Here is a 12,853-nt window from a genome sequence, read left to right on the forward strand (position 1 = left end):
GGAGTGCTATGAGTGAACGCACCTCAAACCGGATATTTGATATCGTAAATATTACATTGGTTACGCTGTTCGTGTTGTTCTGTCTGGCTCCGTTTTTACACATCATTGCGGTATCCCTTAGTTCTAACCGGGCGATTACTTCCGGCGAAGTGACCCTGTTCCCCATTGAAGTGAACTGGAATGCATACGTCCAGGTGTTTTCGAACAATGCTATGATTCATTCTCTGATCTTTACCGTTTTTCTCACAGTAGCCACAACAGTGCTGTGCATGCTTTTCACCATCGCAGCGGCCTATCCGCTGACCAAGAAAAATCTGAAGGGCCGCAAGTTCTTTATGTATCTTATCGTCGTTACCATGTTTTTCAGCGGCGGTATTATCCCTGAATATTTGCTTATCCGTGATTTGAAAATGATTGATACGGTCTGGTCGCTTATTCTTCCCGGACTGGTCAGCCCTTTTAATCTTATTATTCTGATTTCCTTTTTCAATAACATTCCTCCCAGCCTGGAGGAGTCGGCTGAAATCGATGGAAGCTCCCATTTTCACACACTGATGCGTATTGTACTGCCGTTATCGATGCCGGTGATGGCTACGCTTGCTCTCTTTTATGCAGTGGGACGGTGGAATGGCTTCCAGGACTCCCTGATGTATATCAACAGCCCGGACCTGTACCCGCTTCAGCTTAAGCTGTTCCAAATGGTGCAGAACAACATGGTTTCTGAACTGACGCAGCTGGAGGGTTCGAACAGGACTGCACTGACACCGGAGAGCCTTAAGGCGGCCACTGTTATTTTTGCCACGGTCCCAATCCTTGTTGTGTATCCGTGGCTCCAGAAATACTTTGTTAGCGGGGTCATGCTGGGTGCTGTCAAAGGCTGAGCCGTTAACGTTAAGGAAAGGAGAACATCATTATGGAGGACAAAGGAGCCTTTTCTTTCTCAACATGCTGGAACATTCGGCGCCATACTATAGGCAGTGAAATGATCCGTGAGATCAGCTCGCTTGGCTTTCGCCGCGTGGAGTTGAACTATAATGTGACCCGGGAAATGCTCACTACGATCGAGCCGATGATCGAACGGGGAGAGATCGGCATATCCAGTGTCCACAACACTTTCCCTCACGTTCCGGACCCTGATTATGGCACGGATTCTGTGCTGCTTGGCTTCAGGGATGAGGAAAAGCGGCAGCGTGCGATAGAACTGCTGGTCGGCTCAGCCGAATACGCCCAGCGCTACGGAGGCGAAGCAGTTGTTGTGCATCCCGGCGAAGTGCCCTTTCCGAATGATATCAGCAAAGAGCTGGAGCAGATCTATAACGGACAGGGCAGAGATTCGGAAGCTTACCGCAGCAAATGGGCGGAGCTGATGGAGCGGCGAGAGGCCTACAGCGCCGGTTATGTGCAGAAGATAATCGAAAGTCTGGATGAGGTATGCAACCGGGCGGTGTCGAAGGGTCTTAAGATCCGCTTTGGCATCGAAACCCGCTCCAGACCGCAGCAGATTCCGACGCTTGCGGAAGCAAGGACGATTATTCAGGCATTAAGGGGAGCTCCTGTAGGTATCTGGTACGATACTGGTCATGCCATTATGATGGATCGCTTGGGTCTGTACGATAGTGTGGGGGAAATGGAAGGCCTGATGGATGATATTGTAGGGGTTCATATTCATGAAACCCTTGGCCTGTCCGATCACTGGTGCCCTTATGTGAACAGCAAAGATATGGAGTTCTATGATGCCTATTTACCGATGATTGAGCGGGCGCAGGTCAAGGTGTATGAGCTGAAGGCAGCCTGCCAGCCGGAAGAAATCGATGACAGTCACCGGCTCCTTACGGCCAAGCTTGCGGCCAGAGGCCAGGCTAAATGCTGAGTGATGCCGACCGGTTGCTTGCTGTCAAATATGCCCCTTGTTTATTATTCGATCAGAATGAGCCGTTCTTTCCAGTTCGCTTCGGCATAACAGTGCTGCGGGAGGATGGGGATTCTCCCTCCTTCCGGCGGCGGCTAAGCGTACAACGCCACGATGTGCAGGCAGTTGTGGAATACGCCATTTATTACGATTATGATATTCAGCACCTATATGATCTGGAGCATGTGTGGGTATACATAGGCAGGAACGGAGAGGTGGCGGACGTCGAAGTCAGCTTTCATGGCAAATACCTGAAAGGGCTGCTGCGCGGACAGACCAACCTGAGTGGAACGCAGGCTGCCCTCTACGTCCAACCCGGCAAACATGCCCTTTCTCCGCTTCCTGAGCTATTTGAGCTGCTACCGGGATTCGTGTCCTGTACGCAGGAGGAGGCAGGCGCAGACGGTCTGATCTACGGCCATTTCTATAGTGGAAATCTGGCATCGGATGAAGAGATTGACCGCCGCGTCCGCGCGTATCTGCAGACCTTTCGGTTCACTCCCACCCAGCTCTACAGCAGCTGGGAATACGCGGATCGGAGGGAACTGTTCGTTTCCTGGAGCCAATTATTCGCCGAGATTCCTGAGCGTATTCGGAAAGAGCTGGAACGGATTTAGAACTCTGGCATCGCCCGGGCATGAAGCAGAATGCATAATTTGGAGGGAATTACAATGTACAAGCAACTGGTGGAGAGTAATGACAGAGAGGTAAAGGAAGGGTTATCCCGGCAGGTGCTTGATCCACAGAGCCGCTATTACGGGGGGACAATTGATCCGGGCACGGGTATTGCGTGGGTCAACCACACGACCGGAACACCGACTGACATGTGTTATTGGGGGGCGGCTCTGGTCAATCCCGATTCTGAGTACTACCTGGATGAGACATTACTCGGGCGCCTGCTGCTGGCCACGGAGTTCGTGCTGCGCTTTCAACATGAAGACGGTACGATTTCTCCGGGCTGGACGAACTATCATTCCCCGCCGGATACGGCTTTTGTCATTGTCGGTTACGCCCAGTTGTACCAGCTGCTGACCCGCAAGGAATGGCAGCCGCTGCAGCCGGTGCTGGACAATATGCGGCTGTTTCTTGAACGGTCGGTGCCAGCCATGATTACGGGAGGATGCCATACACCGAATCATCGATGGGTGCTGTGCGCAGCACTGGGCTTTCTGCACGAGCTGTTTGGGCTCGAAGAGACCGCTTTGCGGGCGGATCAGTGGCTTGCGGAAGGGATGGACATTACGCCGGATGGGGAATGGACGGAGAGAAGCAATGGGATTTACAGCGCAGTCAGCGACATCATGCTGATTCATGCCGCCCGTCTGCTGAACCGGCCGCAGCTGCTGGAGCCGGTTCGTCAGAATCTGCGCATGATGGTATACCTGGTCCATCCTTCGGGCGAGGTCGTTACCGATTATTCCGGCCGGCAGGATCTGGGCAGTGTTCATGACCTGTCCCCCTATTATTTGCCTTATGCGATTCTGGCCCGTTCTGACAAGGATGAGTTATTCGCGGGCATGGCAGAATGGGCTGGCCAGTCACTTACAGATCCGGGCGTGTGTTCGGTCAATACGCTCGTGCGTATGCTGCTGGAGCCGGAGCTTCAACAGCCGCTTAAGGCAGCGGCTCCCCTTCCTGTGAAATATGAGCAAATGTTGAATGGTGATTTCCTACGCCATGGCTATTTGCAGCAGATGGAGGATGCCGGTCATGGGGGACAGATCACCCACAGCCGTCTGCATACTGACTTTGGTGCACCCGTAGCCCGTTACAGGGATGGCAGTACCAGTGTGACGCTGATTACAGAGACTCCGTCATTCTTTGCGCTTCGTCACGGTTCCGTGAGGCTGCTTGCTGTTCAGGTGGCATCCTACTTCTATCCGGGATATGTGCCTATGCAGGAAATGACTAAGGTGTCCGAAGGATACCGTCTGGCAGGAGAACAGAAGAAAGGTTACTACGGTCCTGTCGAGGCATCGCTGCTTCCGCCAACCTCCGTAACGCCGGTCAGTCCCTGGTATTTGCTCCCGCATCAGAGCCGGCCTCTTACGCATGAGCAGACGCTCCGGGTGCAGGCGGAGGTACATCGGACGGATGAGGCTTGGACCATCCGGTTGCACTGTGATGAACCGGCGGAGGTCATGACGCAGATGTCCTTCATTTTCGGAAGCGAAGGAAACTTCATCTCAGGAGAGCTGCAGGCTGCAGACGAGGACGTCTATCTCTGGAGCGGCGGCAACCTCCGCTATGCAAGCGGTGAGGACTGGATTGAATTGACGGGGGGCGAGAGGGAACATCTGGCGACCGGGGTGCGGGAGGCCAAGCTGCAGGCGAACTGCAAAGCGGTGCTGGTTAACGTAGTGACCCCTTTCGATAAGACATTCACGATTACATTATCTCCTTCCTTGAACGGGAAGTAATACCGGCCAGACACGCGCTTCGCCTTGACTTATGCAGCTCATATGTTAGAATAGCGGGGCCCTAATTCTAATATAAAGAAGTGAGCTTATGCTAGAGCCCAAGGTGAAATTGAAGCAGGGCCGCCTGTTTCTCGATAAGTATTTTTCCGGAGAATCTATTGACTACCGTCAAATCATATCGTTATTCCTGCCTATATTGGTAGACCAGGCCTTTGTGGTAGGGCTGAACGTCGTGAATACTGCGATGATCAGCTCTTCCGGAGTGGCGGCGATCAGTGCGGTAAATATGATCGACTCGCTGAATATCTTTCTGATCAGTGTGTTCATTGCGGTTTCGACTGGCGGAACTGTTGTAGTTGCACAATATAAAGGCAGTGGAAATGACCTGATGGTCTCCAAAGCTGCCGCCGGAGCGGTATCCTCCGTATCGCTGATGGCATTTGCCATCGGCTTGTTTGGCATTGTGTTCCATGGACCGCTGCTGCATCTGCTGTTCGGCGCGGCTTCACCGGAAGTCATGTCAAATGCCCGCACCTATCTGATCGGCAGCAGCCTGTCTTACCTGGGGATTGCTGTGATGGAGGCGGTGTGCGGTGCGCTTCGAGGGATCGGGAGGACGCGTGTATCCCTCGTACTTTCGCTGATTATGAACTTTTCTTATGTGCTGTTAAATTTGGTGTTCATCAACGGACTGCATATGGGCGTGTTCGGAATGACGATTGCGATCAATGTCTCTCGGTATCTGGCGGCGGTCTGCTCGCTGATCTATCTGTTCCGGCTCGACAGCAGCCTGCGGGTGAAGATCCGGGACCTGCTGGTTCCGAGCTGGACCATGCTCCGCAGAATCATGTTCATCGGCCTGCCGTTTGCGGCCGAGCAGATGTTCTTCAATGGCGGTAAGATTCTGACGCAGGTCTTTATTGTCAGTCTCGGCACCTATGCCATTGCCACCAATGCGATCACCTCCTCGCTCGCCGGGGTTATGCAGATTCCCGCCAATGCGTTGTCCCTGACATTGATTACTGTCGTTGGCCAATGTATGGGCAGCCGGAATATCCAGGATGCGCGCAAATTCGTCAAGTCATTTCTGTGGCTGTCCTCGGCCTCCTTTGTCCTGATGGCGCTGTTGATCTTCCCGTTATTCCATCCGCTGGTGTCGCTGTTTCATCCGCCGCAGGAGATTGTCCGGGATATCTTCATTGTGTTTCTGATCAATTCGATTGCCCAGATCCCGCTGTGGTCGGTCAGCTTCATTACCCCTTCTGCGCTCCGGGCCGCCGGCGATTCCAAGTTCACATCGATCGTGTCGATGCTGTCCATGTGGCTGTTCCGTGTAGTGCTCGGCTACATCCTCGGGATCGTGCTGCATATGGGTATTATCGGGGTATGGCTTGCTATGAACTGCGAGTGGGGCGTGCGCGGCTTCATCTTCCTGCGGCGTTTTCTCGGAGACAAGTGGGTTCAGCATAAGGTGATTTGATCCCTACGGTCATAAGAATATACAAGAAGAACCCATTGTCCACGGTCAGGTGGAGGATGGGTTCTTTGTTATGGAAGGAGGAGATTTAGCCTCCTGTACTGCTATAGAGAGCGAAATATCAACTTGCTGTAATCTTTACTTTGGCATAAGATCGTCCACCTTGACTGGCTGCCCTGTGCGTATGGAACGGTTAGCAGCGATTCCGGTCATGATCGACATGGCGCCATCCTTGTGTGAGGCTGCACGGTTGAAGCGGTCCTCCTGTTTCTTGTCAAAAATGTCGCTCAGCAGCACCGGATCACCGCCGCCGTGTCCACCTGCACCACTTGTGAATTCGACGCGGTAAGGCTCCTTGAAGTGTGGATAGATGGTAATGTTCACACCCTCCAGTGCGCCCTCGTTTTCTTTTTTGCCGCCGGAATTGACGTAGGATTGTTCGGTGATCCGAACCTCCATGCGGCCTTCCGTGCCGTTGAAGACAATAATAAAACCCTCCCAAGGCATATAAGCGTTCAGTGAATAGTTCATGACCGTCTTGTTCTTGTATTTGACCATTACACTCATCGTATCTTCGATGCTGATATTGTCCCCGAATACACTTTGGTCGCGTTGATACCCATCTTCATGCTCGGCGTCGAGGTACATGCTCTTCAGGTGTTCATTGCGGTCCAGATGGAGCGCAAAGGGATCATTCTCGGCAGCTTTGCTGCCATAGGCGCGTTGATAGAATTCGGTGATGCCGCGTTTCTCAGCATTCTCCTTGCCATAGTAACGCAGGTCGCCCATGGCGAAGACCGTATCCGGCTGCGAAGCCAGCCAGAAGTTCATCAGGTCGAAGTGATGCGTTGATTTGTGCACCAGCAGGCCGCCGCTGTTCCGCTTATCCCTATGCCATCTGCGAAAATAATCCGCTCCATGCTGGGTGTTCAGCAGCCACTCGAAATTGACGGACAGAATTTCACCCAGCACACCGTCCATGATTATCTCGCGGATCTTCGTGTTATGCGGCGCATAACGGTAGTTGAAGGTCATACGCAGATTCTTGCCGGTACGCTCGATGGCATCAAAAATCTGCTGGCATTTCTCTTCATCAATGGTCATCGGCTTCTCGGAGATGACATCACAGCCCAGCTCCATGGCGCGGATAATATACTTGTGATGCGTGCGGTCAATCGTGGTCACCAGTACGAAGTCAGGCCGGGTCTCGGATATCATATGGTCAAAGTCCTCAGCTTTGTAGGTGGGAACCTCATGGTAGCCGTATTTATCTGTCAGCATATGGTTGGCAAAGTTCATCCGTGTCTGATTGACATCACAGAAGGCTACCAGTTCGGAAGTTTCGTTGTAAGCGGTAACAAGGGCACCGTAAAAAAACTCGGCCCGGCCGCCGGTACCGACGATCGCATATTTCTTTTTGGACAAGGGGATCACTCCATTTACTTGGTTTTGATATTATTTTATAGTATAGAAAATGCAAGAAGTGAACGTTTTTTAGTACAATAGAGAAGAAAATATGCATATTTTATCCTCGAAGAGGGGTGCGGAAGTGGAGCCTTTTTTTCAGGTGGAACAAATCAGAAGAAGCGGTAATTTCAATATGGATACCGATCACTTCCATGATTTCTATGAAATCTATTATTTACTGTCGGGGGAGCGGCATTATTATATCCATAACCGGATTTATGCCCTGCAGGCAGGTGATCTGGTCTTTATCAACAAAAACCAGCTGCACCGCACGACCAGCCGTAACCGCTCGCGGCATGAGCGGATCTTGGTGAGCTTTGACGATCTGTTCCTGGAGCCTGCGGCGGGCTATGCACTGAACTTGGCGGAGATGTTCCAGGGGGAGAGCTTCCTGCTGCGGTCCACTGCCCATGAGCAGGGGGAGATTGCCGACCTGCTCCAGGCGATGCTGCGGGAGCAGCGGGACGGGGCTCTGTGGAGCAAGCCGTATCTGCAGACTCTGCTGCTGCAGCTGCTGATCCGGCTGGACCGCATCCGGGGGGCGAAGCCGCCGGTTGTGGTGCCAGAACAGAACGAGGGGCAGCGCAGGGTCTATGACATCATCGAATATCTCGATGTGCATTATGGCGATAAGCTGACGCTGGGAGGGATTGCGGAGCATTTCTTCATCAGCTCCACATATTTATGCCGGACGTTCAAACAGACAACGGGGTTTACGCTTATCGAGTACCTGAATTATGTACGCATCCGTGAGACGAAGGCTCTGCTCAAGGAGACGGAGTGGAGGGTCGCCCGGATCGCTCAAGAGACAGGCTTCGAGAGCATTGCCCATTTTGGGCGGGTATTCAAAGGCATCACCGGACGCTCGCCGCTGCAGTACCGCAAGCAGCACCGGGGAGAATGAGAACATAACATATACAGCGATGGCGGCCTCCTTCACACTTTGGGTGAAGACTGGGAGTTATGGAGATGATGGCATTGCCAGAACCATTCCCGCGCATTGCTGAAGGCAGGGCCAAGAAGTACATTGCAATTTGGAAATACACCAAGTATTATAGACATTATAGATCTGTAATAGTAAGAATAGTGTCTTTGTGAAGAGGGAGGGGATTTTGCAATTCTCTAAAAGTACAGATTATGCGCTGCACGCCTTAATCCATTTGGGACTCTCTGAGAGAAGTCATCCTGTTGGAATAAAGGAACTATCGGGATCCCTTGGCGTATCCGAAAGTTATTTATCTAAAATCATGTCCAAGCTAGGCAGGACGGAATTGTACGTGCCGTACCAGGAGTGAATGGCGGTTATGAATTAGCCAGACCGGCGGAACAGATCTCGTTTCTTGATGTGATTCAAGTGATTGAAGGAAGGCAGCGACTATTCGAATGCTCGAATTCGAGCTCACAGCAGCATCGGCTGTTAGTAGATAAGGGGTCCGCACCGGACGAACAGAGAAATTCTGAAAGGAAGGATTGTCTGGTCGAGAAAGTGATGTGGGGAGCAGAACAGCAAATGCACCAGTACATGCGGGAACACACAATCCAGTCGGTACTGGATGAAGCTGTAGAACGCGGTAGTCATGAGGCAAACAAGAAGTGATATACTTCTTGCGTTTTAATTATGGATATTATAGATCGGTTATAGGGGTGTTTATATATGGACAATCAAGTTTACGATGTGGTTATTATTGGCGGCGGACCAGCTGGACTGAACGCTGCCCTGATGCTTGGAAGGGCAAGAAAATATGTAGCTTTAATTGATGAGGGCCGCCCCCGCAATGCTGTAACTCACGAAATGCACGGTTTTCTTACCCGTGACGGGATCTCGCCGAGTGAGTTTCGGCGGCTTGCAAATGAAGAGATCGCTGCTTATCCCTCCGTATCATTTTTTACAGAACTAGCAGTGAACATTACCGGAGCCGACGGCAGATTTGAAATTGAGACTATGCAAGGAAAACGTTTGGTAACCAAAAAAGTATTGTTTGCCGTGGGCATGAAGGATCGGCCGCTCGATATCCCAGGACTGAAGGAAGTGTACGGAAAAAGTGCATTTGTCTGTCCGTATTGTGACGGCTGGGAATTAAGGGATCAGCCGCTTGTCATCATAAACAAAGGGGCCGAGCTTATGCATTTTGTTCCACTCCTATCCGGATGGACGAATCGTATTACGGTTTGCACGAATGGTCCTGATGAATTAACAGAAACCGAGCGAGAGGAACTTAGACAGCATCAAGTGCTGTTGTATGATTCACTGATTCGGCAAATTGATTCTCATGACGGAATCACGCAGCAAGTTGTTCTTGAAGATGGCTCCTCCATAGCATGCAGAGGTATCTTCTTCAAGCCGGAACTGGTTACGGGATCGCATCTGCCGAGGTCGATCGGATGCGAGATGACAGAATCGGGAGAAGTTGTTGTCGATGATTTTGGAAAAACGAACATCCCGGGTGTGTACAGCGTTGGGGATGTGACATCCCGATTTCACCAAGCTGTAGCAGCAGCTTCAAAGGGGGCAATAGCCGCTGCGATGATCAACAATGAGCTTAATGGAATAGCCTGGAGGGAAAATTTATGATCGGTGAAGCAGCGTAAAGCACGGCCTCGATATGCAGGAGCAGGCAGCATTAGGGTTCATGGCAAAGTCCTGATTCGTTTGCAGGATCAGCACACCTTGCGCAATGATCTGCTCGTGCTATTGAAGCAGCAATCGATCGAAGAAGGTGAACGCAAACTTCGGGTACTCGCAGGCCTGGGCTCCTTTTTTTCGCAGAATCCGGAATCAATTAACGGAGGGATTTTCGAACCGTGGGCTGTGGTAAATCGTGAGCTCATGCGCCGGGCCGTCGGCCGCGGTGAAATCTCCACCCGTGCGGACATTGAGATGGCTTGCCAGGTTATTACTTCAATGGCTTCTTATCGCGGACTCGTACAGCGCAAAACATTCGACAAGCATTTCTACACTTCGCTAATCGACGGCGTCCTACTCCCTGCCCTCAAAAATCCGTTAACATCACCAAATGAAACGGAATAAGGAAGGCGACCTGGTCGTTATTTTTGTTACAATAAGACCTACTGTACAATTAGGGATGGTGATTAACATTGGGAAGAAAGTAGGCTTTTACAAAATCGGAGTTGCTTGACCAAACCAAGAAAGTGCTTCTCGAACATGGTTATGAGGGGTTTCAGCTTAAATTGTTATCGAGAAGTCTGGTTGGGGCAAGAAGTACGATTTACCAATATTATGCCAACAAAGAAGAGATTGTTGCTGCGGTATGAAGCGGGCAATAGAGGAGATACTAGTAAAAGCGTCAGCTACGGATGAGACGGATTGTATGAATGCCCTTCAGCAGCTGCTTACTGTATATCTGGAAGAGACGGATTTTCATCAACTGCTTGGAGATGCACATAAAATTAATAAGTCTAATTCTGCTGCGGCGGCCGATGATCTTGAATTCGTTGATCAAGCCCATGCTACTTTGAAAAATCAGCTTGAACGGTTGTTCGTCCGTACGCAGGAAGAAAGAGCTAAAAATTATATTTGACACAAGTGTCATAAATAGTGCATACTAAATGTAAGCCGGATAGCAATTTCATAAATGCGCATACGAAAAAATTAGTGGGGTAGATATCAGGTAATTGACACTTGTGTCATTTATATTTTATATGGAGGAGAGGAAGCAACTATGTTTTTGGCATTGAAGGAATTGAAACACAACAAAAAAAGGTTTTTGATGATTGCGATTATCTTTGTACTTATTTCTTGGTTGGTGTTCATATTATCAGGATTGGGAAATGGGTTATCTACACTAGCGGCTTCGACGTTCAAGAATATGAAGACTGATTATGTAGTTTTTGAACAAGGATCGAAAGCTTCGATGAGTAAATCATTATTGTCTAATGAACTATCCCAACAATTAACAGAGATGCAAGGTGTAACTGCCGTTTCACCCATGGGAACCATCATGGCATCAGCAATCAAGGGAAAGAGCGCGGTGAATGAAGATAAAGTAGATATAGCTATTATTGGGATTGACCCCGGGAGTTTTTTAGAACCAAAGAGTATTGAAGGTACCCGGTTAACATCCGATAACATGACACAAGTTATAGTAAATGACACCATGAAAAAAGATGAGGGCTTTAAACTGGGGGATACCTTCCAATTGGATGGCTCGACGGAATCATTGACTATCGTCGGTTTTGTCAAGGATCAGACGTATAACCACGTAGCAGCTGTTTTTACACCCATTGCAGAGTGGCGAAAGATTGCGTTTGCGGCACCTGGTTCGGACAAAGGGGTCACAGAACCAGTGAATGCAATCATGCTTCAAGGTAGTGATATCGATCCTAGTGTCATTAATAAGCAGCTGTCAGGAACCGATACGGTTACCCGTTCGGCAGCAGTACAGGGAATGCCTGGGTACAAGGAAGAGAATGGTACGATCATGATGATGCTTGCGTTCCTGCTTGCGATTTCAGCATTCGTACTTGGCGTGTTCTTCTATGTATTTACGATGCAGAAGACCAACCAGTTCGGGATTATGAAAGCAATCGGAGCCAAAAATGGGTTCTTGGGTAAAGCGGTCGTCTCTCAAGTGTTCGTCTTGTCGCTCTCTAGCATTATCGTTGGCATAATCCTGACTTATGGGACAGCGGCAATCATGCCCAAAGGCATGCCGTTCATGCTTGATCCGAAGCTAGTGGTGACCTATTCCATCGTTTTGCTGGTGATCTCATTGCTCAGTTCGTTGGTATCGGTTCGTACGATTTCGAAGATTGATCCGCTTAAAGCGCTTGGGAGGGTTGAATAATGACTACAGGATTGCAAATTACGGCGGCATCAAAGTATTACAATGAAGGTTCAAACCGTATTTCAGCATTAGATAATGTGTCTATTACAGTGGAACCGGGTGAGTTCGTCGCGGTCGTAGGACCGTCTGGTTCGGGCAAAAGTACCTTCTTATCCATTGCAGGCGCATTGCTAAAAGCCTCTAAGGGAGAGGTTAAGCTGAATGGGCAAGACATATCGAAGCTGACCGGAAATCAACTATCCGACATTCGATTGTATGAGATTGGATTCATAATGCAGTCTTCGAATTTGGTGCCGTATTTGAATGTTCTTGACCAGTTGCTTGTCGTGAAGCGGATGTCGGGAAAGGTAACCGCAGCTGATAAAGCTTTTGCCGTAAAATTGCTTGAAGAATTAGGTCTTGGCACAAAGTTGAAGAGTTATCCGGAGGAACTGTCTGGTGGCGAGAAACAACGTACGGCGATTGCCCGGGCATTGATTAACGAGCCCAATGTTATATTGGCAGATGAGCCTACAGCAAGTCTTGACACGAAGCGCGCCCATGAGGTGGTCTCCTTGATTGCCCATGAGGTGAGAACACGTAATAAGGCAGCCATAATGGTGACCCATGACGAACGGTTGCTTGCTTACTGCGATAAGGTATACCGGATGGAAGATGGCAAATTATCATTAGCTGAAGTGGAGTCCGTCCACTAGCAGAATAATACTTAGCGTAGAGAACGATCGCCTTCATCTGATGCGAGTTTGATCTAATTTGGTGAACCATTAAATTAAAA

Annotated in this window: 13 protein-coding genes and 1 pseudogene; 13 read left to right on the forward strand and 1 reads right to left on the reverse strand. The window is 50.0% G+C overall.

Annotation, left to right across the window (positions count from 1 at the left end; all coding sequences use genetic code 11):
* Positions 1 to 8 precede the first annotated feature (8 nt).
* The 5 genes from ACAN54_RS17115 (at position 9) to ACAN54_RS17135 (ending at position 5,809) form a co-directional block, all read left to right on the forward strand.
* Positions 9 to 881: a carbohydrate ABC transporter permease gene (locus tag ACAN54_RS17115; protein ID WP_379157662.1), complete on the forward strand. Its 873-nt coding sequence runs from the start codon at positions 9 to 11 to the stop codon at positions 879 to 881.
* Positions 882 to 913: 32 nt separating this feature from the next.
* Positions 914 to 1,870 carry a sugar phosphate isomerase/epimerase family protein gene (locus ACAN54_RS17120; RefSeq protein ID WP_379157665.1) on the forward strand — a complete coding sequence of 319 codons (957 nt, stop codon included), beginning with the start codon at positions 914 to 916 and terminating at the stop codon, positions 1,868 to 1,870.
* On the forward strand, positions 1,864 to 2,526 hold the full coding sequence (locus ACAN54_RS17125) for a hypothetical protein (RefSeq protein ID WP_379157668.1): 663 nt from the start codon (positions 1,864 to 1,866) through the stop codon (positions 2,524 to 2,526). Before ACAN54_RS17120 ends, ACAN54_RS17125 begins: the two co-directional genes overlap by 7 nt.
* 54 nt (positions 2,527 to 2,580) lie before the next feature.
* On the forward strand, positions 2,581 to 4,329 hold the full coding sequence (locus tag ACAN54_RS17130) for a hypothetical protein (protein WP_379157670.1): 1,749 nt from the start codon (positions 2,581 to 2,583) through the stop codon (positions 4,327 to 4,329).
* Positions 4,330 to 4,417: 88 nt separating this feature from the next.
* Entirely contained in the window at positions 4,418 to 5,809 is a 1,392-nt protein-coding gene (locus ACAN54_RS17135; protein ID WP_379157673.1) for an MATE family efflux transporter, read from the forward strand.
* Positions 5,810 to 5,944: 135 nt separating this feature from the next.
* On the opposite strand, the gene ACAN54_RS17140 is transcribed toward ACAN54_RS17135, so the two are convergent.
* On the reverse strand, positions 5,945 to 7,231 hold the full coding sequence (locus ACAN54_RS17140; protein ID WP_379157676.1) for a Gfo/Idh/MocA family protein: 1,287 nt from the start codon (positions 7,229 to 7,231) through the stop codon (positions 5,945 to 5,947).
* Positions 7,232 to 7,406: 175 nt separating this feature from the next.
* Here ACAN54_RS17140 and ACAN54_RS17145 point away from each other — a divergent pair, with 175 nt between their 5' ends.
* From ACAN54_RS17145 to ACAN54_RS17180, 8 genes and pseudogenes are all read left to right on the forward strand, one after another.
* Positions 7,407 to 8,177 carry a helix-turn-helix transcriptional regulator gene (locus tag ACAN54_RS17145; RefSeq protein WP_379158725.1) on the forward strand — a complete coding sequence of 257 codons (771 nt, stop codon included), beginning with the start codon at positions 7,407 to 7,409 and terminating at the stop codon, positions 8,175 to 8,177.
* 208 nt (positions 8,178 to 8,385) lie between these two features.
* Positions 8,386 to 8,870 (forward strand): annotated as a pseudogene (locus ACAN54_RS17150) (RrF2 family transcriptional regulator).
* 57 nt (positions 8,871 to 8,927) lie between these two features.
* Positions 8,928 to 9,845, forward strand: coding sequence for an NAD(P)/FAD-dependent oxidoreductase (locus ACAN54_RS17155; protein WP_379157679.1), 918 nt, complete (start codon positions 8,928 to 8,930; stop codon positions 9,843 to 9,845).
* A gap of 3 nt (positions 9,846 to 9,848) precedes the next feature.
* Positions 9,849 to 10,301, forward strand: a complete 453-nt coding sequence (locus ACAN54_RS17160) for a TetR-like C-terminal domain-containing protein (RefSeq protein WP_379157683.1) — start codon at positions 9,849 to 9,851, stop codon at positions 10,299 to 10,301.
* 122 nt (positions 10,302 to 10,423) lie between these two features.
* Positions 10,424 to 10,546 carry a TetR family transcriptional regulator gene (locus ACAN54_RS17165; RefSeq protein ID WP_379157686.1) on the forward strand — a complete coding sequence of 41 codons (123 nt, stop codon included), beginning with the start codon at positions 10,424 to 10,426 and terminating at the stop codon, positions 10,544 to 10,546.
* Positions 10,543 to 10,812: a hypothetical protein gene (locus tag ACAN54_RS17170; protein ID WP_379157689.1), complete on the forward strand. Its 270-nt coding sequence runs from the start codon at positions 10,543 to 10,545 to the stop codon at positions 10,810 to 10,812. The genes ACAN54_RS17165 and ACAN54_RS17170 overlap by 4 nt, the downstream gene beginning before the upstream one ends.
* A 141-nt stretch (positions 10,813 to 10,953) precedes the next feature.
* A complete protein-coding gene (locus tag ACAN54_RS17175) occupies positions 10,954 to 12,078 on the forward strand; it encodes an ABC transporter permease (protein WP_379157692.1) in 1,125 nt (374 codons plus the stop codon).
* Entirely contained in the window at positions 12,078 to 12,773 is a 696-nt protein-coding gene (locus tag ACAN54_RS17180; RefSeq protein WP_379157695.1) for an ABC transporter ATP-binding protein, read from the forward strand. Before ACAN54_RS17175 ends, ACAN54_RS17180 begins: the two co-directional genes overlap by 1 nt.
* Positions 12,774 to 12,853 lie beyond the last annotated feature (80 nt).

The sequence above is a fragment of the Paenibacillus diazotrophicus genome, assembly GCF_042610465.1.

Bases quoted from the DNA above. Each gene is read 5' to 3' on its own strand.
- ACAN54_RS17115 (WP_379157662.1), top strand. From the start codon at position 9: ATGAGTGAACGCACCTCAAACCGGATATTTGATATCGTAAATATTACA.
- ACAN54_RS17120 (WP_379157665.1), top strand. From the start codon at position 914: ATGGAGGACAAAGGAGCCTTTTCTTTCTCAACATGCTGGAACATTCGG.
- ACAN54_RS17125 (WP_379157668.1), top strand. From the start codon at position 1,864: ATGCTGAGTGATGCCGACCGGTTGCTTGCTGTCAAATATGCCCCTTGT.
- ACAN54_RS17130 (WP_379157670.1), top strand. From the start codon at position 2,581: ATGTACAAGCAACTGGTGGAGAGTAATGACAGAGAGGTAAAGGAAGGG.
- ACAN54_RS17135 (WP_379157673.1), top strand. From the start codon at position 4,418: ATGCTAGAGCCCAAGGTGAAATTGAAGCAGGGCCGCCTGTTTCTCGAT.
- ACAN54_RS17145 (WP_379158725.1), top strand. From the start codon at position 7,407: ATGGATACCGATCACTTCCATGATTTCTATGAAATCTATTATTTACTG.
- ACAN54_RS17155 (WP_379157679.1), top strand. From the start codon at position 8,928: ATGGACAATCAAGTTTACGATGTGGTTATTATTGGCGGCGGACCAGCT.
- ACAN54_RS17170 (WP_379157689.1), top strand. From the start codon at position 10,543: ATGAAGCGGGCAATAGAGGAGATACTAGTAAAAGCGTCAGCTACGGAT.
- ACAN54_RS17175 (WP_379157692.1), top strand. From the start codon at position 10,954: ATGTTTTTGGCATTGAAGGAATTGAAACACAACAAAAAAAGGTTTTTG.
- ACAN54_RS17180 (WP_379157695.1), top strand. From the start codon at position 12,078: ATGACTACAGGATTGCAAATTACGGCGGCATCAAAGTATTACAATGAA.